Below are 25,432 nucleotides of genomic sequence, written 5' to 3' on the forward strand. Positions count from 1 at the left end.
ACGTCACCATAAAGCTATGGTGACGTTTTACTTTTTGGTAAACTTGAAAATAACAGCTTTAAAAACATAGTTTAAACAGCAGTACTCCAATTATTTATCTCTAATCGTTTACCAGGCCTTTTTTCTATATAGGCTCTTAAAATTTGAGAGGTGTGATAATTAGGCTTTTTAGATTCAATATAGCTTTCTGCTTGTTCTACCGATTCTATAGATTCATGATTGGGTACAAACCCAAAACCTACATACTCACCATCCTTGACCATCACCAAACAAAATTCATCTTCGGTTCTACCTTGTTCTTGAATGAAATAAGTAGCATTGGTCTCTTGTAAAGCCCTAATCGCTTGATTAGCTCGTATGTTATATAGTTGAACAAGTTCCTCTTCTCTACATACTCCTTTACATGATTTTATCTTATAATGGCTGGTGCAATGTTCTTTAGTGTTAAAACTACAATACCTAGGACACAGATTATATTCCTCACACAATTGTTCCAGTTGTTCTACGGCGTGTGCTCGACTGTAATGAGTAACTAATCTAGAGTCGTAGGATTTCATAACTCCTACCGCAAACTGAATTACGCCTTTTTGATTTTTATAATGTAAAATCTGGTAGGAACGTCTTGGTTTTTTTTGTGCAGCATTATATTTTGGGTAGTAGTGAAGAATAAGTTCTGCCTCTTGCAACAGCGCAACCAATTCACTACCAGTTGGAATATGTTCAATGTGATGAATTTCTTGACACATATGATAGGACTTACTGCGTTTGTTATAAAAATGAGAGAGTACCCTTTTCTTTAAATTAATTGCTTTTCCTACATAAATGACCTTCTGTGCTTGATTTTTAAAAAGATAAACTCCGGGAACTTCTGGTAACTCATTAAATTGAGATCGGTCTAGGTGTGGTGGAAAAGTTCCCTCACGACTTTTGGGCTTAAGAGCCTTTAGCATTACCTCGCTTGCATCGGGTTTTGTAAGCAGTAATTTAAATAATTCTACCGTTGCATCAGTATCACCTTCAGCGCGATGCCTGTTTACAAGATCGATACCTAATGAATTACACAAACGTCCTAGACTATAACTAGGAAACCCTGGAATAATTTTTCTAGACAATCTTACCGTACATAATTTTTTACGGGTAAATGGTAGTTCCAACCTTTTAAATTCATTGCGTAAAACGTTGTAATCAAAACTCACATTATGTGCTACAAAAACAGCATCCTTAGTAAAATCTAATATATCCTGAGCAATCTCCTCAAAAAGCGGAGCGCTACTAGTCATTTCATTATCAATGCCTGTGAGACTAGTAATAAAATCAGGAATAAGCATTTGGGGATCCACTAGACTGGTATATTTATCTAGTATTTCTTCACCTCGCAGGCGCACCATACATATCTCTGTGATGCGATTTCCGCCCAGTCCACTACCTGTAGTTTCTAGGTCTACTATAACAAAATCTTGCTCTTGTAAATTCATAATTGGAATAGTTCCAAAAATAGGAATAATTCCAATTATAACGATGTGTGAAATGAAAATTTAACACCTATAAGTTTTAAGTTGTTCAACTACTACAACTTAACATACTGCAGCCCACTTTAGTTTTGGCCCATTCGGGTCTTTTGGCATAGTATTTTTCAAATTCTGGTTGCTCGTCATATGGATGTTGCAATACCCGATAAACTTCGTTGAACATGGTATAATTTCCTTTTTCAGCTTGATCAATAATTTGTTGAGCTATGTAATTGCGCAGGACGTATTTAGGATTCGTTGTAATTAATTTTTCAGATCTCGCTTTCGCGAAAGCGAGATTAACAACATCCTCATCATTATTAGTAAACTGTTTGGATTCAAGAAATTTAGAATAATCTAGTTGAATTCGTGACTTATAAACCAATAACCAGTCCAACCACCTTAATCGATGAGGTTCACTTAATTGTTCAAAATCATAAAAAGCAATGGCAAGTTTATCTAGCATAATGGTAGTATCCATGTTTCTGTCCAAATGCTGCAATTCCCTGAAAAAGAACGTGTGATCTACCTCGTGAAGATGAAGGGTTTGTATGAGCTGTGTTACTAATTGTTGATCGTTACTATCTTTATGAAGAAAACCTAGCTTATTCCTCATCATATCAAGATGTTTTTCTTGATATTGAATTTTGTAATTGTCTAAAACTTGTTCTATTCCAGATTGATCATCGATTATTTCATAGAGTGCATTTGCCAGCTGAAGCAAATTCCACAATCCAATTTCGGGTTGTGCACCATAACGGTACCTTTTGTGTTGTCGGTCAGTCGTATTTGGAGTCCAACCGTGGTCATAAGGTTCTAACCATCCATATGGTCCATAATCAATCGTAAGGCCCAGGATACTCATGTTATCTGTATTCATTACCCCATGAACAAATCCTACTCGTTGCCAGTGGATAATCATGTCCAATGTGCGTTGAGACACAATTTCAAAAAACTCTAGATATCCTTTCTTATCAAGTGCTGTGACCTGTGGAAAGTGATGCTCAATCGTATAATCCAGCAGTTTTCTTAAGTTTTCTTGATCTCCTTGTGCCGCAAATAATTCAAAATTACCAAACCTTATAAAACTAGGAGCTACTCGACAAACTATGGCACCTTGTTCATATTCTGGATTTCCATCATACATAACATCCCTTAATACTTGTTTACCAGTAGTAGCTATTGTGAGTGAACGTGTGGTTGGAACGCCAAGGTGATGCATTGCTTCTGCACACAAGTATTCTCTTATAGAGGACCTTAAAACTGCATATCCATCTCCATTTCTTGAATAGGGTGTAGGTCCTGCCCCTTTAAGTTGAAAGGTTTGCAATCCAATATCAGTTTCTAGTTGAAAAAGATTGATAGCGCGACCATCACCCAATTGACCAGCCCAATTACCAAATTGATGACCAGCATAGGCCATTGCATAAGGCTTGCTATTTTCTATAATTTGCTTACTGCCAAATACAGCTTTAAATTCATTGCTAGCCACATAAATGGGATCCCAACCTAGCTCTTCGGTTAGCGATGATGTATGTCGTACCTCACTATCAATAAAGTGTTCTGGTTGTACAAAAGAGTACGCTACTTGACTTACTTGTCGTCGGTAATTTTCATCTACTGGATCTGCAGGTAAGGTAGATGTAAACGCATTAATAGGTTTCAATTGGGCCATGTGGTAAAAATAAGAATTAGGCGTATGGCTTAGGTTCAAAATAAGTTAAGAATAAAAAAAGCGGTTTTAAAAATTTTTAAAACCGCTTATCATAAAAATCAATTACTCTTTAATTAATGTCGAATCGATCTAGATTCATTACTTTACTCCATGCTTGTACAAAGTCGTTTATAAATCGCTCCTTGGCATCGTCACTGGCATAAACTTCAGATAAAGCTCTTAATTCTGAATTTGATCCAAAAATAAGATCTGCTCTAGTTGCTTTCCACATTACTTTATTGTTGGAACGATCGATGATTTCAAACAGATTGTTTTCTCCTTCAACAGCTTTCCATTTATAATCCATACTTAAAAGATTGCGATAGAAATCATTAGTAAGTACACCAGGATTATCAGTTAAAACTCCTACATACGAATTATCGTAGTTTGCTCCTAGGGCTCTCATACCACCTACAAGGACCGTCATTTCTGGCGCGCTTAATGTAAGTTGTTGAGCCTTGTCAATCAGTAATTGTTCTGGGGTAAGCGTATATTCTTTTTCTTGGTAGTTTCTAAAACCATCGGCGATAGGTTCTAGCAGGTTAACACCATCAATATCTGTTTGTTCTTGTGACGCATCCATTCTACCAGGTGTAAAAGGAACTTTAATGGTATATCCTGCTTTTTTTGCAGCGTCTTCTATAGCTATATTTCCACCTAGAACAATTAAATCGGCTATAGAAATTTTTGTTGTATTGGAATCAAAATTTGATTTTATTTCCTCATAAACTTTTAAAACTTTTTTAAGTTGATTCGGGTTGTTTGATTCCCAGCTTACTTGTGGTTCTAATCTTATTCTACCGCCATTTGCTCCACCACGTCTATCACCATCTCGGTAAGTAGCTGCGGCAGCCCATGCTGTTGAAACTAATTCACTAGTACTTAAACCAGAGTTTTTGATTTCTTTTTTAAGTCGATCAACATCTTTAGTAGAAACCAGTTTGTGATCTAAAGCAGGAATAGGATCTTGCCAGATAAATTCTTCCGCAGGAACTTCAGGTCCTAGGTAAGTGGATTTAGGCCCCATATCTCTATGTGTTAGTTTGAACCACGCTTTCGCGAAAGCTTTATCAAATTCCTTTGGGTTTTCATAAAATCTTTTAGAAATCTTACGATACTCTGGATCTTTAATCATCGATAAATCAGTTACGAGCATGGTAGGTTTAACTTCTTTATCCTTATCAAAGGCATGTGGATACATTTTTTTAGGATTTACAGCCTCGTATTGATGTGCGCCACCAGGACTTTTTACTAGTTTCCATTCATTTTCAAAAAGTGATTTAAAATATCCATTACTCCATTGTGTAGGAGTAAGAGTCCAGGTTACTTCAAGACCCGACGTAACAGCATCGGCTCCTTTACCAGATTTAAAAGTGCTGCTCCATCCTAATCCTTGTTCTTCAATTCCTGATTCTTCTGGAGCGTTTCCTAAATTCTCACCACTCGCGGCACCATGTGTTTTACCTAAGGTATGTCCACCAGCAATAAGAGCAACTGTTTCCTCATCGTTCATTCCCATACGTCCAAAGGTTTTACGTATGTCGTGTGCTGCAAGTACTGGATCTGGATTTCCATTTGGCCCTTCTGGATTTACATAAATTAAACCCATTTGTGCAGCAGCAAGTGGTTGTTCTAGTTCTCTTTCTTCATTGAATCTATCGTCACCTAGCATTTCATTTTCTGAACCCCAATAAACACTTGTTTGTGGTTCCCATGTATCTTCTCTACCAGCAGCAAAGCCTAGTGTTTCAAAGCCCATGGATTCAAAGGATACATTTCCTGCCAAAATCATTAAATCTGCCCATGAAATTTTTTGACCGTATTTTTGTTTAACTGGCCAAAGTAATCTTCTTGCCTTATCTAGGTTTGCGTTATCAGGCCAACTGTTTTGAGGAGCAAAACGTTGTTTACCTTCTCGTGTACCACCACGACCATCACCAGTTCTATAAGTACCGGCACTGTGCCATGCCATTCTTATGAATAATCCACCATAGTTACCAAAGTCTGCTGGCCACCAATCTTTTGAATCGGTAAGTACTTTTTCTACATCAGCTTTTAAAGCCGCATAGTCTAAACTTTCAAATTCTTTTTTGTAATCAAAATCTTCTCCAAGTGGATTTGATTTATCGCTATTTTGTCTAAGGACACTTAAATCTAATGAATTAGGCCACCATTCTTGATTGGTTTTTCCTTCTCCTTTAATTCTGTTTCCTGTTGATTTAGGTTGGTCAAAACCAAATGGACAGCCGCCAGATTCAGACGTTGAAGTCTTGTCTGAATAACTGTTAACATGCATGGTAAAAGCTACGGATGCTATAGCTACCAGTGCAATTGCGGAAATTATTAAAATCTTGCGCATAGTGTATTGTTTAATTGAATTTGGCACAAAACTAGGCGCGTTGTTTTATTTATAAAAACTAAAAAATCAATGTTAATATCGACATGGTAGATATTATATTTGTATATGAATATTCAACAGTTTAAATACATTCTAGCGGTTGTTGATTTAAGAAATTTTGAAGCCGCAGCCGATAAATGCTTTGTAAGTCAATCTACCTTAAGTACGATGATTGCAAGGTTTGAAGATGAAATAGGAATTAAAATTTTCAATCGTAAGTCCAAACCTGTTTCAGTCACTCGTGAAGGAGCTATAATCGTTGAACGTTTAAGGACTATAAACAATGATATTGGACTGTTAGGAGCACTGGTTAAAGAGTTGAAAGGTGAGCTCATGGGTGAATTAAAAATAGGGGTGATTCCCACAATAGCTCCTTACTTATTACCCTTATTTTTACACAAGTTTGCCACTAAATTTCCCTATGTAAATTTAATTGTGGATGAATTACAAACTGACGAGATCGTAGCAGCTATAAAAAATCGATCTTTAGATATTGGCTTACTCGCTTTACCTATAAAGGATAAAGATCTTAATGAAAAAGAATTGTTTGTTGAACCATTTTTAATTTATGATTGCAGGGAAAAATCTACTGAAGGACCTATTTCTATTAAAAATTTAGATTATTCCAAGTTGTGGTTATTAAAACAAGGTCATTGTTTACAAACTCAAGTACATCAAATTTGTGAACAGTCTTCTCGACAGGTTGATGAAGATTCTAATCTCGAATTTAGATCTGGATCGCTAGACGGCCTTATAAGATTTACCAAAGCGAGTAATGGTTTAACTATATTACCGCAAATAGCTACCTTAGATTTTACCGAGAATGATCAAGATAAATTGGTACATTTTGATACACCTGTTCCATCCAGATCGGTAGGAATAATTACTCATAAGTATTTTGTGAAGAAAACGCTACTTAATAAACTCCAATTGATGATTCAAGACATCATGAAGGAAGTTATTTCTGAAATTCCTGAAAACAAAATTATTCATCCATTAGAGTAACTTGAATTTATAATTCAATGTAATTAATTGAAAATTCTAATTGGCTTATGTCATCTTGAGCCTCATTAATTCTAGAATTTGTGTAATACAGTTTATTGTCGTGTAGTGTAAATGTGTCTGCCCATCTTATGTTTTCGCCCTGAGCTAAAACAGACAGTTCTCCTTGATTAATATTATACTGCATAATCTTATTTTTTTCAAGATCAGCTAAATAAAGTATTCCGTTGCTATCTATTATCATTCCATCTGGAGCTGGAGTTTGCGCTACAAACTGCACGTTGTTCTTTATGATATTTACATTACCAGAGTTAAGTGACTGCGTTGAAATCTTATACAATTTATAACCTGTAAGTGCATGAAAATATAATTCGTTATTTACAGTATCCAAGGCAATACCATCGGAATGAACCGTATTTTTCCAATCACCGTTGTCAAAAGTAAGTTTGTTTACTTGTGCTAGCGTAGATTCATGATTATCCAAAACTCTGATAGAATTTCCAGATTCCATATCAATTATTACGAGACCGGCATGACCAGAATCTGTACAATATATTTTATTTAATTTTTTATCAACTCTAAGGTCATTGATATATGAGTCATGATGATAACTACCTTGAGACAGAAAGTATGTGTTGAGCAGTTGATTGGTATTTAAATCAAAATCATAAATTCGAGGTTGTCCAATAACCCCTTTGAACAATGGGTTTCTTGTATCTAGAACATATAAATGGTTTTCAAAGGCTACCACCGATTGAACCGCAACAAATAAGCTATCATGGATAGGAGCTCCTAGTTTCCAGTTGTTCCAATCTTTACTGGGATAAGGTGTTGCAACTCCAGAATCTGAAATCTCAACGACTGAATTTTCAACATTGTTGCGCCATCTAGGAAAATTAGCAAATAACCTTCCTGTATTTGTAGCAGTTACACCAGTCACTTGTTGACCTTTAAAGGAAATTACTTGGGTAATTTGTTTTTTCTGTTCAGTTTGACAGCTCAAGAAAATAATACTCAGTAAAAACGGGATTACTTTATTCATGACTAATAGATTCATTACATCAACAAAGATAATCCTGTTGAATACCTAGATGAATTAATATGTTGTTAATAGACAAAGCCTTTGAGTATTCTCAAAGGCTTTGTTCACTTAAATTCTAAATTCTAATTTTTGTTATATCACGGTAATAATGTCGTCCTGATTCAATCGAGATTTAGGTAGCTTGGCATTAAAGTCATCTTCAGATCGGTAACCCAATCCAACCATAACAATAGAAGAAAAGCCTTTCTCACGTAAACCTAACTCTTCATCTAGGGCTTTCATATCAATACCTTCCATAGGTACAGCATCTATTCCAAGTGCAGCCACACCTAGAAGGAAATTACCAATGTTTAAATAAACTTGTTTTTCCATCCAATGTTGGGCATCCTTTAAGTCATATCTATGAATATTAGTAAATAATTTTTTGGCACCTAGGTTTTGTTCCTTTAAATCTTCATTTGCAAAACGACCGTCTTCATCTTCTTTATCTGTTACTTCGTTTAAATATTGATCGCTAATTTCAGTTTTTGTACAAAACAATACAACATGTGAAGCTTGAGTCACTTTGGATTCATTAAAGCTAAAAAATCCAGCGGTTCCTTTTGCAAGTCGTTTTTTTCCTTCTTCACTTGACGTTAATACGAAATGCCAAGGTTGAGAATTAATTGAAGAAGGGCTCCACTGAAGTAATTCTTTAATTTTCTCTTCATTTTCCTTAGATATTTTTTTAGAAGGGTCAAAAGATTTTGTTGTGTATCTCCACTTTAATGCTTCTATAATGTCTGTATGTTCCATATCAATATTGTACTATAAAAATTATAGTAGCAAAAGTAACTATAGTGTTATTGGTGAGCAATAACTATCTAAAATGATAGTAATATTTTAACGCTGTAAAAATCATTAACACTAAAATAAAACATTGTTAATCAGTTATTTATAATTGGTTCTTGTAGAGTATTAATCTTGTGTTAATAGAGTTTATTGTATTAATTTTTTAAGATTCTTCTCAAGAAAATTGTCAGAATTTGATGCGGTTTTTCATTCTTATTGTGAAAATAAAAAAATGAAAAACCACATTATGGACTTTAGTTATGTTTAATGGCTTTGTTTATAACGTCTTGCCATTTTTCAATAGATTCAATTTCACCACTAGGCAAATAACTCAAATTGATATCATAAAAATCTAAAAAAGTACTAGGTAAGTTCTTGTCCATAGGATAGAGTATCATCACGAGCTTATCTATAGTTCCCTTTTTAGAGTTATGTCGTTTAACTTCGGCATGACTGATTTCATCAAGGTTAACCACTTCCTGCTCTATAAGGTGCTTTGTATGAAGCTGAAAATACAATTTCATTTTATTCTGGTCTATACCGATATGATAGTTACCGCAAGACTCGCTATAATCGAGTTGTGCTTGATGTTTCATTAAGAAAGTATCAAATTCCTTCTTTTCTAAAGTTTGTTTTCTTTTACGTGAGCTGTATGTGAGTAAAAACGGTATTGCACAAATTGCAACACAAACGATGCCTATAAAGGCTATTCCTGTATTCATTATTTTATTTTAAATTGATAGTATGTTTTTTAGTACTGTAAAGGTTACAGCACCTTATCGTAGCTTTAATCTGATTCAGATTAAAAAGCTTCTAACTACCAGAAGTAATGAAAAGGAAATATTAGGTCTGATTTTCTATACCTAAATGATATAGAAAAATGATAATTGGTATATTGTTTTAGTCTTGCCTTTATTTCATTTGAAAATACAAGAGAGCTATGGAATGATGGTGATGTCTTACTACTTAAACCATTATAGTCGCTGTATTCAGTAAGACTAAAAATGCTGCTATCCGAAGGCGTAGCATGGGCGAATAGGTCATTCCCAACAGATTCTATTTTATCTGTGGATATGTTATTTTCTTGAATAGAAACATGTGAAATATTAACTGTATTAATGCAGTTAACTATTCCAAATACATAAATGGCAGCAAGTACAATAGCACTTAAAATATGAGTTCTTTTCTCCTTCAAGTTTTAGAAAAATTCAGATGCCAAAAGTAGTAGTATCCCTGAAGTATAAACCTTAAAAAAAATAAAAAAAGCTATTTACGAATACCGATTAGTTTTAATCTATCTAATGCTAAACGCTATCAGGTTTCGTATAAATTTCGCTCTTCTATAGTTCAAAGCTGTTTAAACAGTTTCCTTTATGTCATTGATGAAAAGAGCTAGTTTATCTACAGTAACGTGCTCCATAATTACAATTTTATACCATTTAGGTGATACATGATTGTCTGGTACTAGACCATATTTTTTAACCAATTCTGGATTTAAATAGCTGGATCCTATCGTAACAATGTTCGACATGGGGTTACGATAGTATTTTATATTAAGTTGCTCTAGCTCCTTACAAATCCATTCAGCTCTTTTTTGAAGTATAAATATTTTTTCCTGCCAACCATACGGTCCATTTTTTGCCAATATCATCCATACCGCGATGGCATTGGCTCCTGAACGGCTACCTACAAGTGTAAAATCTTGACCTTCCACATAACTTGCTTCTTGGGTGTTTACATACTTCATAAAACCTTTCCTTATCAAGAAAATTCCTGTTCCATAAGGAGACTGTGCCATTTTATGAGCATCAAGTGTAAAGGATGTGATTTCAGGATTTTTAAAGGTAAGTAAGTTGTTTTTAATGGTAAAAGGGTAGTAAAAACCACCATAAGCACCATCTACATGGATTTTATATTCACACTTCAGTTTTTTTAAAGAATCTATTATTGTTTCAATATTATCAACTGATCCATACATGGTTGTCATCATGTTTGCAACCACAATAAAGTATTTTATACCCTTGTTTTTTGCGCTAGTAAGAGTTTGCTCGACACTTGCTGCTGTAATTTCCCTAGTATGTTCATTTACATCATATTTGTGAATATTGATCGATAATAGATTTGCAGCTTTATCCATGGAATAATGGCTGTCTTTACTACAAACAATTGCTATCTCATCACGAGATGCATTCATTTGTTGCATGTAATAGTTACGATAAATCCATATGGCCTGAATATTAGCTTCAGTTCCTCCCGATGCTACGTAACCATCTTGTTCATATGGTATTCCTTTTAAAATATCTACAGCACAAATTTCAATAAGATCCTTTTCAATTGCATGTGTACCTTCAAAAAAAGATTCGGAATTTCCTAAAGTATGACAACCTATGTGATTGGGATTTTTCACCAGTGCGTACATAAAAGGAGCGTCTTTAAGAAAGGTAGCATCTTGATTAAAAACCTTGTCGTCTAAATAGGAAGCAGGTACCCCTATAACTCCTTCCTTGTCATAATTTATATTTTTATCTAATGCATTAAATACAATCTTCTTAATCTCTTCTTCGGATTTTTTAGTCCAAAATTGTGTCATTATAGCTGTTTAAAAATAGCCCCAAAAGGGCTGTAAAAATTATGACGAAGGTAAGATTTCTTAAATAAGTGACTTGTAAAAACAATAAGATTATGATTCAGATTTTTACTTTATAACTTTTAATTTAAACCGTTGATCCCAAGTAATGCATTTTAGATTAATGGGATATTTTTTTTAAAGTTTCAGGATTCTTAAAAAAATAATCTTTCTCAATATGAGTGAGGAAAAAATCATATAAATCTTGTTGGGATTCAAATTTTTCCTCTCTTATTTGATTATTGACTTCACTATAGGTAAGAGAGTTGTTTATCATTGAGATCCCATAAAATTGGTAACTCAGACCAACTTCATCTTCCGTGATTATAGTCAAAATTTGTCTTTCTCTTATGGTAGTAGAGTAGGCGATTAACTCCTCTTGATCATCTCCATCTATAAGAGTTAACTTGTATCTTTTATCAGTGTGACGTTCTATTTTTACGGATTCTTTCGGGTTATTTGTTGGGCTCCATAAACCCAATAACTCACTATCAATTTCCTCATTGTTGGGTAAAGAAAATTCAGATTCTAATGTGCAACTGGTTACTATTAGAAAGAGTAGTAAACAAAATATAGGAGTTAACTTTTTGGTCATTTTTACACCTTTTATATTCAGCTTAAAGATATGGATTAATAAACTTTTTACAACATTATTGTCTGATTTACAGTTGCTTGATTTGATTACGCTTTCGCGAAAGCGTACCTAAAATACATCCTCATAAAAAATTACAATCCAAAATGATTGATGGGACCGTTGCCTTTTCCCAACACCTTATCCTTACCATTTAAAATTGCCGAATTGATGTATTGGCATGCATGGTCAACTGATTTCTCCAAGGAATATCCTTTACTTAAAAAAGTAGCAATGCTAGATGATAAACTGCAGCCTGTACCATGAGTGTGACGGGTTTCTACTTTAGGATTTTTGAGCAGAATGGTTTGAGTGGTTTCAAAGTTGTATAAAATATCAACCATTTCATCAGGAGCATGATCTATATGACCGCCTTTTAATAAGACCGAGGTTTGGTATTTTTCAGCTAGTTGTTGAGCTGCTTCTTGTGCATTCTTGGGATTAATTTCTTGTTCTAGTAGTAGTTCTGCTTCCTTAGAATTTGGTGTGATCAAATAGGCTTGTGGCAGTAATGATTTCAAGCTTTGCAGCGCCTCGTTGGTGATCAATCTATCACCTGAAGTCGCTACCATTACAGGATCTATTACCACATTAACTGCCTGGTACTCTTGTAGCTTTTTTGAAATAAGTTTAATCACCTCACAAGAATGTAACATGCCTATTTTTACCGCTTGAAAGGTTATGTCGGTAAAAACAGCGTCTAGTTGTTTTTCTATATGATCAATCGGTATAGGGTGAATATCAAAAACACCTTGCGTATTTTGTGCTGTTGTGGCTGTAATGACACTGGCAGCAAATGCACCACAAGCAGAAATACTCTTTATATCTGCCTGTATACCAGCACAGCCACCACTATCGCTACCGGCAATGGTAAGTACTGTATGGTAAGTGTTTTTTAAATTTCCCATTGTTCCTTTCTATAAGCACTATCCCAAAACATCCACTCTAATTGTGAAGCTTTCAAAAAGGCTTGGTTCATCATTTCGAGTTCTTCTTGATTAGCTGTTTGTGCATACTTGTTTGCAATATTGATTGCTTGTTCTACAGATGCTGCAAACTCCTCACCACCATAGGTGTTAATCCATTCTTGGTAAGGATTATTATCTTTATTAGTTTGGTTCTCAAGAATATAATCGCCTATTTGTTTGTAAATGGTAAAGCATGGTAAAACAGCTGCTATACTTACTGTAATTGATTTTTCATGAGCAATTCTAGACAAATAACTGGTATAAAGCTCACAAGTAGGTGATGCTATTGTGGTAAACGAATCGGCATTTACAAAATGTTGATGAAGAGCATTTTCAACATGTATGATTCCTGTTGCTGCATCTAGAAAAAACTGGGTTTCATTTTCATTACGGCATTTAATTCCAACTAAGGCAAGAACTTTTTTGTATTGCGCTAAATACAAGGCATCTTGATTAATGTAAAACTGAAATACATCTTTAGGTAATGTACCTTGCATAAGTTCTTTTATGAAAGGCTGATTTTGAATCTTAGCAAGAATACTGTCAGTGGATTTATTTATTTGTTGGTACCAATTCGACATAATAATTTTTTAAAATTTTCAGTTGCTTTTTGAGGTTGCTCAGAGGTTGATATAGCGGATACCACAGCAATTCCTTCTGCACCATTTTCTATAAGTACTTCCGTATTTGAATGGTCAATTCCTCCTATACATATAATGGGTTTGTTGCTTATGGACTTTATTCTTGATAAACCTGAAATTCCTAATGGCCTTTCTAAATTTTCTGTTTTAGTTGCCGTGCTAAATACTGGAGAAAGACCTATGTAATCAATCTCTAGGCTATTAGCCTTAAGAGCTTGTTCCTCATTGCTTACTGACCAACCGATAATTTTATCTGATCCTATAATTTTTCTCGTGATTGCTGGTGGTAAATCCTGTTGACCAATATGAACACCATGGGCGTTGATGCTTAAAGCGATATCAATTCTATCGTTAATTATCAATGGCACATTGTAATAATCACAGATCTCTTTTGTTTTAAGGGCGCGATTATAAAAATCTCTAGTATCCAGCAGCTTTTCCCTAAGTTGCACTATAGTAACACCACCTTTTAAGCTGGATTGTAGCGTGTCAAAAAATAGGGTATCTTCTGTAATGCGCTCATCAGTCACATACATAAGAGAATAGTCTGCTTTATTCATATTCTATGTGAGTTGAAACAACGCGTCTATAAAATTCATTTGAAAGCTACCAGGTCCATTGGATTTAGACTCAGCTTGCTCACCAGCTTTACTCATAATTTCCATTCCATCTCGAGCACCTTTATGTATGTCTTTGTTAACTGCTACACAAGCGCCTATAATACTGGTTGCGGTACATCCCATTCCTGTTATTTTAGGCATCATCGCACTTCCACCAGTGATTTCTTCAATTTTATCACCAGTTACGACATAATCGGTAGCACCACTAATTACAATTGTATTATTCAGCTTTCGCGAAAGCGTGCTAGCAGCATCCACTGCGTTATTAGAGTCTATCGTGCTATCAACACCTTTTGTATTTGAACTTAATTGTGCCAGTGCCATAATTTCTGATGCATTACCGCGAATTACGTCAGGTTGGTAAGTTTCTGCTAGGTGAAGAGCGGTTTGCGTACGGTAATTTGACGCGCCTACTCCAACTGGATCAAAGACGATAGGGATTCCGTTTGCGTTTGCTTTTTTCATTGCTTGCTCCATGGCAGCTACCCAAGATTTACTAAGAGTTCCCATGTTGATTACTAAAGATGATGAGATCGTGGTTATATCTTCAACTTCTTCTATCGCATGAGCCATCACTGGTGAAGCTCCTATAGCTAGTAAGGCATTTGCAGTGTTATTCATAACCACGTAATTGGTGATATTATGAATAAGCGGCGATTGCGTTTTGATTAAGTCAATGGTTGTATTCATATGCTTTGTTGGGTCATTATTATATTAAAAAAGCCACTTTCACGGTAATGAAAGTGGCTTGTAGGTTTATGGTTATTTACTAGTTACAAGTCTCGTTTTCCTCCGCTGTAATTACACATCTCAGGTTCATAGGGTATAATCTCAGCACAACGGCACCCCTAACGATTGGTGTAAAGTTACTATATAAAAAAGTGTTTGTTATGATTTTAATATTTGTTTTACATCTAGTAGTATCAACTATTCTTAAGTATAGGAATAAAATTATATGCCCAAGAATTGACTTATTGATTGTAAACTCTCATAAATAGGAGAGGAGACTAGGCAATCGGTGCATTTACTGTAGGTCATTAAGCAATCTATAAAATCAGTTAGCATATGAAAAAGTAAACCGATACCAATGTTATTGAATGGCTTGCGGAAGAACAGTAACACTACATAAAATGCCATCGCATAAAAAGTATGCAGTGGATGAAAATTTATACTACATCTATTTTCTTGAAATATGGGATTTGCTACTAGATGATCAAGATCTACCAGCATGGTTGCGAGAAGAATTAAATAAGCCCGTTTCCAATTTTTCCTAAAGAATATATAGGCAATGAAAAAAGGAAAACCAAAATGTAAAAAATAATGAACTACAAATTGCATGGTGCCGTATAAATCTAGATTTATTATAAAATTGAAATTTACAATTAAAAAAAACACCTCGTTAAGAGAGGTGTTTTTTAATCATATTAATAAAAACAAATTCCTTAGGAATTTTGTTTTTCACACCATTTTCTAGCATTTACAAATGCTTCTAACCATGGAGAAACTACATCGTCTTTACGGTCTTTAGGATAGTGCGCCCAATTCCATGGGAATGTAGAACGTTCTAGGTGTGGCATCATTACAAGATGTCTACCATCCTCACTGTTTAACATTGCAGCGTTGTAATCAGATCCATTAGGATTTGCAGGATATCCCGTGTAGGCATAAGTGGCTGGGATCTTGTAATCCTCTTTTTGTTTAGGTAACTGGAACTTACCTTCTCCATGAGCTGCCCAAATTCCTAAGGTTGTACCAGCTAGTGATTCTAACATAATAGAATTATTTGCTGCAATTTCTACGCTAGTAAAGTGACATTCAAATTTGTTACTATCGTTGTGAAGCATTTTTGGTTTGATGTCGTGGTCTGGATTTATTAATCCTAATTCCACGAATAATTGACAACCATTACATACTCCTAAACTCATCGTATCTGGTCGTGCAAAAAAGTTTTTCAATGCCTTGTTTGCCTTGTCGTTATATAAAAATGCACCGGCCCAACCTTTGGCGCTACCTAGAACATCGCTATTAGAAAAACCTCCAACAGCAGCAATAAATTGCACATCTTCAAGAGTTTCACGACCGCTTATAAGATCAGTCATGTGAACATCTATAACCTCAAAACCAGCAAGGTGCATTGCTCTTGCCATTTCTCGTTCACTGTTACTTCCTTTTTCTCGGATTACAGCTGCTTTTATTTTGTGCTTTGGTAATTCGGGTAGTTTTCCGTCAAAGGATGCGGGAAATTGGTAATTTAAAGGCTGCTGTTCATAATTAGCAGCTCGCTCATCGGCCTTACCGTTAAAGGACTGTTCACGATCTAATAGGTGAGAGGTCTCGTACCATTCTTTACGATATTCTGCCACGTCAAGAACAAGCTCATTAAGCTCTATTACAGGCTTGTTTGTTGCTGTACCTATCTTGTAAAAAGGTACTCCGCAATCTTTTAATTCATTATCTATATCTTGGGTGGTTTGTAAGACCACACCAATGTTTTCTGAGAATAAAACCTTTATTAAATCGTCTCCAATACTTGAAAGGTCAAGTTTCATTCCCACCTTGGTTGATGGAAAACACATCTCTAGTAATGTAGTTACAAGACCACCGCTTCCTATATCGTGACCAGCTAGTACTTTATCAGATTTTATGAGAGCTTGAATTTGTGACCACGCTTTCGCGAAAGCGGAACTATCTACAACTGTCGGACATTCATTACCTATTGCATCACAAACTTGTGCAAAACTAGATCCACCTAATTTGTGAGAATCACCACTTAAATTAATGTAGTAAATAGGAGCATTATCATCTGGCTGTAGAACGGGTTCTACAATTCGTGTGATATCATCTACAGCTGCCACGCTACTAATGATTACTGTTCCAGGAGATAAAACATCTTTATCGGTATATTTTTGCTTCATACTCAAGGAGTCCTTTCCTGTAGGTATATTGATACCTAATTCGATAGCAAAGTCACTTACCGCTTTTACTGCTTGATATAGTCTAGCATCCTCTCCTGGATTGTTACATGGCCACATCCAGTTTGCACTCAAACTTACACCAGATAGACCTTTCTCAATCGGAGCAAATACTAAATTACTCAAGGCCTCTGCAATAGAATTACGAGATCCAGCGATAGGATCGATAAGTGCACTCACAGGACTGTGACCTATGGTAGTCGCAACACCTTTTTTACCTTGATAATCTATGGCCATCACACCTACGTTATTAAGAGGTAACTGCAATTCACCACAGGTTTGTTGTTTTGCTACTCGACCAGTTACACAGCGATCTACTTTATTTGTTAACCAGTCTTTACTTGCGACAGCTTCTAGTTTTAAAACCTTTTTAAGGTAAGAGGTCAATTCATCTTGAATGTACTGTACGTCGTTATATTTTCTGTTAATAGTGACATCATCCATAATGGTCTTTGGACTAGAACCGAACATGTCTTCTAGAGCAAGATCCATCGGGCTGCGCCCATCTTTTTCACTAAAAATAAATTTGTTGTCACCGGTAACTGTTCCTACTTTATATAAAGGAGCACGCTCACGTTGAGCTATACGTTCTAGTACTGGAGTATCACTAGCTTCCATTACTAATCCCATACGTTCTTGGCTTTCATTACCTATAAGTTCTTTGCGAGAAAGAGTAGGGTCACCTACTGGTAATTTGTCTACATCAATTACTCCACCTGTTTCTTCTACAAGTTCTGATAAGCAATTTAAATGTCCACCAGCACCATGATCGTGAATGGATTTAATGGTGTTGTTGTCGCTTTCTACCATTCCTCTAATGGCATTAGCCGCACGTTTTTGCATTTCGGGATTAGATCGTTGAACAGCATTTAATTCAATACCGCTATCCATTGAACCAGTATCGGCGCTACTTACGGCAGCACCACCCATTCCTATACGGTAATTATCACCACCCATGACGATGATATCATCGCCAGCATCGGGTGTTTTTTTAAGAGCTTGATCTTTTTTTCCATATCCTATTCCACCAGCAAGCATGATCACCTTGTCGTAACCTAAATAACGTGGATCGTGGGAAGATTGGTTTTCTTGGTCTACATGTTCGTCATGTTCGAATGTAAGCACAGAGCCTGCTATTAATGGTTGTCCAAATTTGTTTCCAAAATCACTTGCTCCATTACTGGCTTTGATAAGTATGTCCAATGGAGTTTGATACAACCATTCACGTGCTTCAAAATCGCGTTCCCATGGGCGTTGATCATTTAATCGTGAATAACTGGTCATGTATACAGCTGTTCCTGCAAGAGGCAAAGAACCTTGTCCACCAGCTAGTCTATCACGTATTTCTCCACCGCTTCCTGTAGCAGCACCGTTAAATGGTTCTACAGTGGTTGGGAAATTATGGGTTTCTGCTTTTAATGATATTACAGATTCAAAATCCTTATTGACGTATTTGTCAGGTTTATCTGCGCTGGCAGGAGCAAATTGTTCTGCTTGTGGACCTTGAATAAATGCAACGTTATCACTGTAAGCACTAACTATTTCATTAGGGTTTTGTTTACTAGTTTCCTTAATTAATTTAAATAAAGAAGTAGGTTGTTCTTTACCATCGATAATAAAGGTACCATTGAATATTTTATGACGACAATGCTCAGAATTTACCTGTGAAAAACCAAATACTTCAGAATCGGTTAACTTTCTCCCTAAACGCTCTGCAAGTTGATTTAAATAATCAATTTCATCATCACTTAAAGCTAATCCTTCTTGCATGTTGTAAGCTGCGATGTCATCAATTTCTAGTACTTGATCAGGAGTAACATTAATATCAAATTGAGATTGATTTAATCCATCAAATTTAACTAGCAACATGCGGTCGTAGTCGGCATCGGGCAGACAGGAGTTAAACTCCTCTATACGCTGTATACCTGGAATTTGCATGTTTTGAGTAATTTCAACAGCATTAGTAGACCATGGTGTTATGGTAGTTGCTCTAGGACCTGTATAGGTTCCTGGAACTGCATCGGCCTCGATTTGAGGAGCATTACCTAGTAGCCAAACTAATTTTTGAAGGTTGTCGTTAGAGAGAGCATGCTGTGATTGTACAGCATAAATTTTCTTTGTGGGTTCACCGAAAAAAAGGATCATTGCGAGCGTTTTAAAGCTAGTTGCAAAGATAGCTTTTTACTACATAGATTTCATGACTTTATTCTTAGTAAGTTGGCTTTTAATAACGTGTTATTCACAATCAATTCGATTTAGTTTTTTGTGTTTGATTATGGGTTTAAATGGTTGTAAGTTAATGTGTTGCTTATGTAGGTCTCTAAGTATGCTTGTAAGAAACCACAGTCGTTGATAGAGATGTGCTATTTTTGGTAATAAATTAGAAATTTTGCCACAGAATTTTTTATCTACACCTATAGAATATTTAAATGGAGTAGGGCCACAACGAGCTAAGTTGTTGCGCACAGAATTAAATATTGATACTTATGGAGATCTGGCAAATTTGTTCCCCAATCGATATGTAGATAAAACCAAATATTATAAAATCAATCAATTAATTGACGGTAATACACAAGTACAAGTAATTGGTAAAATCATTAGTATCAAAACCGTTCTTACAGGTAAATTAAGCAGGCTGGTAGCGACGTTTATAGATGATACTGGTAAAATGGAGTTAGTTTGGTTTAGAGGCCAGAAGTATTTTAAAGATAATTTAAAACTTAATCAGCCTTATGTGGTGTTTGGTAAAGTACAGCGCTATGGCGCAACTTTTAGCATGGCTCATCCTGATATGGAATTGCTTAAAGATCACCAATCGCGTGCTCAACAAGCAATGGCTCCTATTTATCCCAGTACCGAGACTTTGGCCAAAAGAAAAATTACCAACGTATACATGGTAAAATTGATGAGGTCGCTGTATAGTGAAATACATAACAGCTTTATTGAGACCTTATCTGAAGAGGTACTATCAGGTTACAGCTTAATGGGGAAAAATCAAGCAATGAAAGAAGTGCATTTTCCATCAACGGCAAGGCATTTACAAGCTGCCAGATACCGGTTGAAGTTTGAGGAGTTGTTCTTTATTCAAATGGAGTTACTTCTTAAAAATAAAGTGCGCAAGTCTAAAATTAAAGGATACCCGTTTCAAGAAGTAGGTGATAATTTTTTAGATTTTTATAATAATCACTTGCCCTTTGAATTAACAGGTGCTCAAAAAAGAGTGGTTAAGGAAATACGAGCCGATATGGGAACAGGCGCCCATATGAATCGCTTACTTCAAGGTGATGTAGGATCTGGAAAGACTATAGTTGCGGTACTTACTTGCCTTCTTGCCATTGATAATGGATTCCAAGCCTGTATAATGGCTCCTACAGAAATTCTTGCGCAGCAACATTATGCAGGCGTAGCTGAATTATTAGAAAAAACAGACCTGTCAGTCGGCTTACTAACTGGTAGTGTAAAAACTAAAGAGCGTCGCGAACTTCATGAAAGATTAGAAGATGGCTCCTTACATATTTTAATAGGGACACATGCGCTTATTGAAGATAAAGTAAAGTATAAAAATCTAGGTGTTGCGATTGTAGATGAACAACATCGATTTGGTGTAGCACAACGAGCAAAACTGTGGAAGAAAAATGAATTACCACCACATGTCCTGGTAATGACCGCAACTCCTATCCCACGTACCTTGGCTATGAGTGTTTATGGAGATTTAGATGTATCTGTAATTGATGAATTGCCACCAGGACGTAAGGAAATAAAAACCGTACATCGTTACGATAAAAATAGGCTAGGAGTCTTTAAATTCATTAGGGATGAAATTACCAAAGGTAGACAAGTATATGTGGTGTATCCCTTAATTGAAGAATCTGAAAAATTAGACTATAAGGATTTACAAGACGGATATGAAAGTATCGTGAGAGAATTTCCTTTACCGGATTATAAGGTAAGTATTGTCCATGGAAAGATGAAGCCAGAAGATAAAGACTGGGAAATGGATAGGTTTGTCAAAGGAGAAACACAAATTATGGTAGCTACAACCGTTATTGAGGTAGGTGTAAATGTTCCTAATGCAAGTGTAATGGTAATTGAAAGTGCCGAACGTTTTGGGTTGTCGCAATTGCATCAATTACGTGGTAGAGTAGGACGAGGTGCCGATCAAAGTTTTTGTATTCTTATGACTGGATTTAAGTTAAGCAAAGAAGCTCGCACTAGAATGGAAACTATGGTGCGTACTACCGATGGGTTTGAGATTGCCGAAGTAGATCTTAAATTAAGAGGTCCAGGAGATTTAATGGGAACACGACAAAGTGGTATCATGAACTTGAGAATGGCTGATCTAGTGAAGGACCAACAAATTCTTGCTATTGCAAGAGAGGCTGCAAGTAAAGTGTTGAAAGAAGATCCTGCTATTCAATTAGATAAAAATCAACCTATCAAACGAGTAATGGCCTACTTACAAAGTAAAAAAGGCTTTTGGAAATATATAAGTTAACCAACCTAACAACTTTAATGAAAAACCACTACGTTCTTATTCTCACATTCATAATTGTTATTCTCACCGCTTGCAAATCAGATGAAGATAAAATCAATTACATAGTACCCATTCAAGCTGAAAATCTTGCTGTTGATATTGAAGAAGCCCTTAATAATTATGATGCAGATTTCCTTAAGAATAATTTTAATATCAATTCTTTTACTAAAAAAATTAGTTTTAAAAAAATACCAAAACACATTCGAAGTAGTGTAGTTTATTTTCTGCGTCGGTTGGTTAGAGATGCGTTGGGTTCAATTGCAGAAACGAATAAATTGAATAATCAAAAAACCGAACTGATTGAACTTTATCAGAAAGACAATGCCGTGAGAGCTATTTATAGTATATCAGATAGCACAGGCACAAGCGCCGATAATGTAGTTTTTTATCTTCAACCTAATAATCAAGGGGATTATTACATAGCAAATCATTACCACGTAGCTTCTGGTTATAGTATTTCACAACTTATACAAAGTGCCCTGTCCATGCAAGTAGATGTTCCTTTAGGAAAACAGTTAGAGATGATGGATGCCTACCAAACTCTTGCTGAGGCAAGGCATCAGTTAAATAGTGGAAATCCTGATGGAGCTTTAGATTTAGTTAGAGAAATAAAAAGCCCTTACAGTAATTATGTAATCCTTAGATCAGGTATCATTCAAGTTTTACTACTAATTGATAACAATGAATTGATTTACGAAAAGTTAAACTATGAAATTGAATTTAATCCTAATGAGGTAAGTAAGAAATATTACCTGTATTATTTGTCTCTTTTGAATGATCAAGACCGTGATGATTTAAGCGAGGAACAATTGGATGCTTTGACAGATTACAGTGAGGTTTTGTTTACTCATTAATTCTATTTGAGCACATAAAGAGAACAGTAAGCTTTTTAAAACTCAAAGTATCGTTAAAACAGCGGTGTCTTCTTTTTTAATGCATTTATGCGCTGTATTTTCACTACTCAAAGTAATGTCATGAATATTCAAAGTATTAAAACACTGGGTCAATTAAAGGAAGCTGGATGGAAATCAAAATCCATAAAGGATGAGCTGCGTGATAACTTGATTGACAACATTAAAAATGATGTAGTCACTTTTAAAGGAATTCATGGATATGAAAATACTGTGATTCCAGAACTAGAGCGTGCCATCCTATCTAAGCATAATATTAATTTATTAGGTTTAAGAGGACAGGCCAAAACTAGGCTCGCAAGGCTCATGACTCAGCTTTTAGATGAATACATTCCTTTTATAGGTGGCAGTGAAATACATGATGATCCTTTAAATCCGCTTTCGCGAAAAGCGAAACAACTTATAGAAGAACACGGCGATAATACGCCTATCGAATGGTTACATAGAGATGAAAGGTTTTATGAAAAATTAGCCACTCCAGATGTTACTGTTGCTGATTTGATAGGAGATATCGATCCTATAAAAGCAGCTAATCTCAAGTTAAGTTATGCAGATGATAGGGTGATTCATTATGGTATGATACCACGAGCAAATCGCTGCATATTTGTAATTAATGAGTTACCTGATTTACAGGCGCGCATTCAAGTTGCCTTATTTAATATTCTTCAAGAAGGAGATATTCAAATTCGTGGTTTTAAATTAAGGCTACAACTGGATATGCAATTTGTATTTACTGCAAATCCAGAAGATTATACCAATCGTGGTAGCATTGTAACACCTCTTAAAGACCGTATAGGCTCACAAATACTTACTCATTATCCAAAATCTATTGAGATTGCCAAAACCATTACCCAACAAGAAGCTAGTAATGACGATCGTCTCAAAAACCACATTCACGTACCTGAACTTGCCAAAGATTTGTTAGAACAAATAAGTTTTACAGCACGAGAAAGTGAATACGTAGATGAAAAAAGTGGAGTGAGTGCACGTATGAGTATCACCGCATATGAAAACCTATTAAGTACTGCCGAACGTAGGTCGCTTATGAGTGGCGAAAAAACAACGACTATACGATATAGCGACTTTTTAGGTGTCATACCATCCATCACGGGTAAAATAGAGTTGGTTTATGAAGGAGAACAAGAAGGAGCGGCATTTGTAGCGCAAGAATTAATTGCTCAGGCTACAAAAACGCTTTTTCCAATATATTTTCCTGAAATTAAAAAGCTTACCAAAGCTGATGAGCAGACCCCATACGATACTCTTGTGCAATGGTTTTTTGACAATAACGGGATTGAATTACTTGATGAGTTGTCCAATGAGGAATATGAGCATTTGTTGAATGAAGTTACTCCACTAGAAGATTTAATTAATGAGTATCAACCCGATGTAGCCAGCGAGGACAAATTCTTTTTAAAAGAATTTTTACTTTGGTCCTTGGTGGAATTTGATAAACTAAGCAAGCACCGATTTAACGAAGGATACCAAATCAACGATTTGTACAGCAGTTATTTAAAGGGATTATAATCGTTCTAGTAAACCTTCTAGAATTCCAGTAAATTCATCCCTTTTACGAGCTAGTTTAAGTCCTTGGTCAATTACCAATTTTGCTTCTTTTTTGCGGCTTAAACGTAACAGTAAAAAGGCTTTTGTCTCTAGAGCACTTACCGTTTCTTCTAGTTCAATACTGCGATTTATCATGACGAGAGCAGCTTGTACATCCTGTAAATGAGACGATTCACTAGTATAGTTCCATGCAGTGGCATTAAGTTGCGCCGCATCATACCATACTTTATCAATGCTTTCATAAGTTAATTCTTTTGAAAGCCCTTCCTTGATAGAAAATTTACTGGGTTTACCGCGATAGGGTAAAAGATCACCGGTTACAGTCATTGCATCATGTCTTTGAATTAACTGGATAAGTCGTGCTCTTTTCAAAGTACCGGTTGTTTGACCTAGTTTTCGTCCGTTTTTAATGAAATAATAAGTAGGTATACTAGTTACGTGTAAAATATCATCGGCGGTGTTATTATCTGTGTCTAGATAGTAAATGTCAACGTCTACTTCCTTTTTAATACTGTTTATTATGGGTTTCATGTATTGACATGGTCCACACCAGGTAGCAGTAAAAAAAAGAACTACCATGCGATCGTTCTCCTGCATTACAGTTTCATCCATGGTTGCATCTGTAACATAGGTTTGAGCTTGTGCCGGCAACATCCAGCACATGGACATTAGGATGAGTAATGCTATGCGGTGGAACATTAAGCTAGTTTTTTAAGTAGACTTTCAATAGCCTCTACTTTTTGATCGCCTGCCACCTTTTGAGCCATTTTAAGTGCTTTTTTAGCCTTTTTTGATTCGCCTAATTTGTAAAGGATATAAGCTTTTGTCACAGTATTCACTAGGGAAGGTTCTATCTCTATGCTGCGTTCTGCTAGCATCAGGCCGTAACGCAAGTCTGCTTTATTGTTCAGGTTCAGAAATATAGATTCACTCAGCTTATTTAAATTATCTACACTGTTCCATACTTTTTGAGCGGTTTTTACCGTCAATTTCTTATGATCACCAGCAACTATTTCTATTGAACTAGGTACAGGCAGGTAGTCCAGTTTTTCTCCCGTTGCCTCACTATTTTTAAACTTGTTTATTTCTTTCAAAAGGTGACTTTTGGAACGTCCACCTATTAATTCACCCATTTTTACGCCATTTTTTATAAAATATATAGTAGGCACGCTGTGAATGTTGAGAACATCATTGGTCACGTTGTGATCAATATCCAGATAATATACCGTAATATCCAGATTATTATCCTCATTTAACTCTTTAAAAATAGGTTTCATCATTTTACAAGGACCGCACCATGCCGCGGTAAAGGATACGACTTTAAGTTGCCCATCGCTTTTCATCGCGGTAGTTTCAAACGTATCATCTGTTATATAATCCTGTGCTTGTATGGTCCCACCTAGTGAAATAAAAAGTAAGAGGAAAAGTATTCTGTTCATTGTTCTTGTTTGTGAGTAAAGCTAACTAA

General features: G+C 35.6%; 21 protein-coding genes and 1 riboswitch. Of the genes, 4 read left to right on the forward strand and 17 right to left on the reverse strand.

What is annotated here, in order from left to right; translation table 11 throughout:
* Window positions 1–71: 71 nt before the first annotated feature.
* The 3 genes from I5168_RS07645 to katG form a co-directional block, all read right to left on the reverse strand.
* Window positions 72–1,475 (reverse strand): exonuclease domain-containing protein, encoded by a 1,404-nt coding sequence (locus tag I5168_RS07645; RefSeq protein WP_431471396.1) that lies wholly within the window; start codon window positions 1,473–1,475, stop codon window positions 72–74.
* Window positions 1,476–1,560: 85 nt separating this feature from the next.
* A complete protein-coding gene (locus tag I5168_RS07650; RefSeq protein WP_431471397.1) occupies window positions 1,561–3,183 on the reverse strand; it encodes a protein adenylyltransferase SelO in 1,623 nt (540 codons plus the stop codon).
* Window positions 3,184–3,292: 109 nt separating this feature from the next.
* Complete coding sequence (gene katG / locus I5168_RS07655) at window positions 3,293–5,581, reverse strand: catalase/peroxidase HPI (protein ID WP_431471398.1); 2,289 nt, start codon at window positions 5,579–5,581, stop codon at window positions 3,293–3,295.
* A 105-nt stretch (window positions 5,582–5,686) separates the two neighbouring features.
* Between katG and I5168_RS07660 the strand changes: the two genes are divergently transcribed.
* The gene (locus I5168_RS07660) at window positions 5,687–6,625 is read left to right on the forward strand and encodes a LysR substrate-binding domain-containing protein (RefSeq protein ID WP_105019371.1); all 939 of its coding nucleotides are present in this window, start codon (window positions 5,687–5,689) and stop codon (window positions 6,623–6,625) included.
* A gap of 7 nt (window positions 6,626–6,632) precedes the next feature.
* On the opposite strand, the gene I5168_RS07665 is transcribed toward I5168_RS07660, so the two are convergent.
* The 12 genes from I5168_RS07665 to purL all read right to left on the reverse strand — a co-directional run bounded on the left by I5168_RS07665 (window position 6,633) and on the right by purL (window position 19,098).
* Window positions 6,633–7,664, reverse strand: coding sequence for an L-dopachrome tautomerase-related protein (locus I5168_RS07665; protein WP_431471399.1), 1,032 nt, complete (start codon window positions 7,662–7,664; stop codon window positions 6,633–6,635).
* A gap of 132 nt (window positions 7,665–7,796) precedes the next feature.
* Complete coding sequence (nfsB, locus tag I5168_RS07670; protein ID WP_105019369.1) at window positions 7,797–8,459, reverse strand: oxygen-insensitive NAD(P)H nitroreductase; 663 nt, start codon at window positions 8,457–8,459, stop codon at window positions 7,797–7,799.
* Window positions 8,460–8,749: 290 nt separating this feature from the next.
* A complete protein-coding gene (locus tag I5168_RS07675; protein WP_431471400.1) occupies window positions 8,750–9,217 on the reverse strand; it encodes a hypothetical protein in 468 nt (155 codons plus the stop codon).
* Between the two features lie 95 nt (window positions 9,218–9,312).
* Window positions 9,313–9,690, reverse strand: a complete 378-nt coding sequence (locus I5168_RS07680; RefSeq protein ID WP_431471401.1) for a hypothetical protein — start codon at window positions 9,688–9,690, stop codon at window positions 9,313–9,315.
* A gap of 162 nt (window positions 9,691–9,852) precedes the next feature.
* Window positions 9,853–11,085, reverse strand: a complete 1,233-nt coding sequence (locus I5168_RS07685; RefSeq protein WP_167342278.1) for a pyridoxal phosphate-dependent decarboxylase family protein — start codon at window positions 11,083–11,085, stop codon at window positions 9,853–9,855.
* A gap of 157 nt (window positions 11,086–11,242) precedes the next feature.
* Window positions 11,243–11,716 (reverse strand): hypothetical protein, encoded by a 474-nt coding sequence (locus I5168_RS07690; protein ID WP_431471402.1) that lies wholly within the window; start codon window positions 11,714–11,716, stop codon window positions 11,243–11,245.
* 131 nt (window positions 11,717–11,847) lie between these two features.
* A complete protein-coding gene (gene thiD, locus I5168_RS07695; protein WP_431471403.1) occupies window positions 11,848–12,660 on the reverse strand; it encodes a bifunctional hydroxymethylpyrimidine kinase/phosphomethylpyrimidine kinase in 813 nt (270 codons plus the stop codon).
* Window positions 12,648–13,301 carry a thiaminase II gene (gene tenA, locus I5168_RS07700; protein WP_085775011.1) on the reverse strand — a complete coding sequence of 218 codons (654 nt, stop codon included), beginning with the start codon at window positions 13,299–13,301 and terminating at the stop codon, window positions 12,648–12,650. Before tenA ends, thiD begins: the two co-directional genes overlap by 13 nt.
* A complete protein-coding gene (thiE, locus tag I5168_RS07705; RefSeq protein WP_431471404.1) occupies window positions 13,277–13,921 on the reverse strand; it encodes a thiamine phosphate synthase in 645 nt (214 codons plus the stop codon). The genes tenA and thiE overlap by 25 nt, the downstream gene beginning before the upstream one ends.
* 3 nt (window positions 13,922–13,924) lie before the next feature.
* Window positions 13,925–14,671: a hydroxyethylthiazole kinase gene (thiM, locus tag I5168_RS07710; protein WP_431471405.1), complete on the reverse strand. Its 747-nt coding sequence runs from the start codon at window positions 14,669–14,671 to the stop codon at window positions 13,925–13,927.
* A gap of 80 nt (window positions 14,672–14,751) precedes the next feature.
* Window positions 14,752–14,841: riboswitch (TPP riboswitch) on the reverse strand.
* Between the two features lie 91 nt (window positions 14,842–14,932).
* Entirely contained in the window at window positions 14,933–15,319 is a 387-nt protein-coding gene (locus I5168_RS07715) for a DUF6122 family protein (protein ID WP_431471406.1), read from the reverse strand.
* Between the two features lie 104 nt (window positions 15,320–15,423).
* A complete protein-coding gene (gene purL / locus I5168_RS07720; protein WP_431471407.1) occupies window positions 15,424–19,098 on the reverse strand; it encodes a phosphoribosylformylglycinamidine synthase in 3,675 nt (1,224 codons plus the stop codon).
* Between the two features lie 244 nt (window positions 19,099–19,342).
* On the opposite strand from purL, the gene recG reads away from it, so the two are divergent.
* The 3 genes from recG to I5168_RS07735 all read left to right on the forward strand — a co-directional run bounded on the left by recG (window position 19,343) and on the right by I5168_RS07735 (window position 23,925).
* Window positions 19,343–21,448, forward strand: a complete 2,106-nt coding sequence (recG, locus tag I5168_RS07725) for an ATP-dependent DNA helicase RecG (protein WP_431471408.1) — start codon at window positions 19,343–19,345, stop codon at window positions 21,446–21,448.
* A 17-nt stretch (window positions 21,449–21,465) separates the two neighbouring features.
* Window positions 21,466–22,341: a hypothetical protein gene (locus I5168_RS07730; protein WP_431471409.1), complete on the forward strand. Its 876-nt coding sequence runs from the start codon at window positions 21,466–21,468 to the stop codon at window positions 22,339–22,341.
* A 120-nt stretch (window positions 22,342–22,461) separates the two neighbouring features.
* Window positions 22,462–23,925 (forward strand): magnesium chelatase, encoded by a 1,464-nt coding sequence (locus I5168_RS07735; RefSeq protein WP_431471410.1) that lies wholly within the window; start codon window positions 22,462–22,464, stop codon window positions 23,923–23,925.
* Here the strand turns inward: I5168_RS07735 and I5168_RS07740 are convergent.
* Both I5168_RS07740 and I5168_RS07745 read right to left on the reverse strand, forming a co-directional pair.
* The gene (locus I5168_RS07740) at window positions 23,920–24,663 is read right to left on the reverse strand and encodes a thioredoxin family protein (protein ID WP_431471411.1); all 744 of its coding nucleotides are present in this window, start codon (window positions 24,661–24,663) and stop codon (window positions 23,920–23,922) included. The genes I5168_RS07735 and I5168_RS07740 overlap by 6 nt on opposite strands.
* Complete coding sequence (locus I5168_RS07745; RefSeq protein WP_167342269.1) at window positions 24,663–25,403, reverse strand: thioredoxin family protein; 741 nt, start codon at window positions 25,401–25,403, stop codon at window positions 24,663–24,665. Before I5168_RS07745 ends, I5168_RS07740 begins: the two co-directional genes overlap by 1 nt.
* Window positions 25,404–25,432: the final 29 nt, after the last annotated feature.

The sequence above is a fragment of the Nonlabens sp. SCSIO 43208 genome, from assembly GCF_050703575.1.
GTDB lineage: Bacteria > Bacteroidota > Bacteroidia > Flavobacteriales > Flavobacteriaceae > Nonlabens > Nonlabens tegetincola.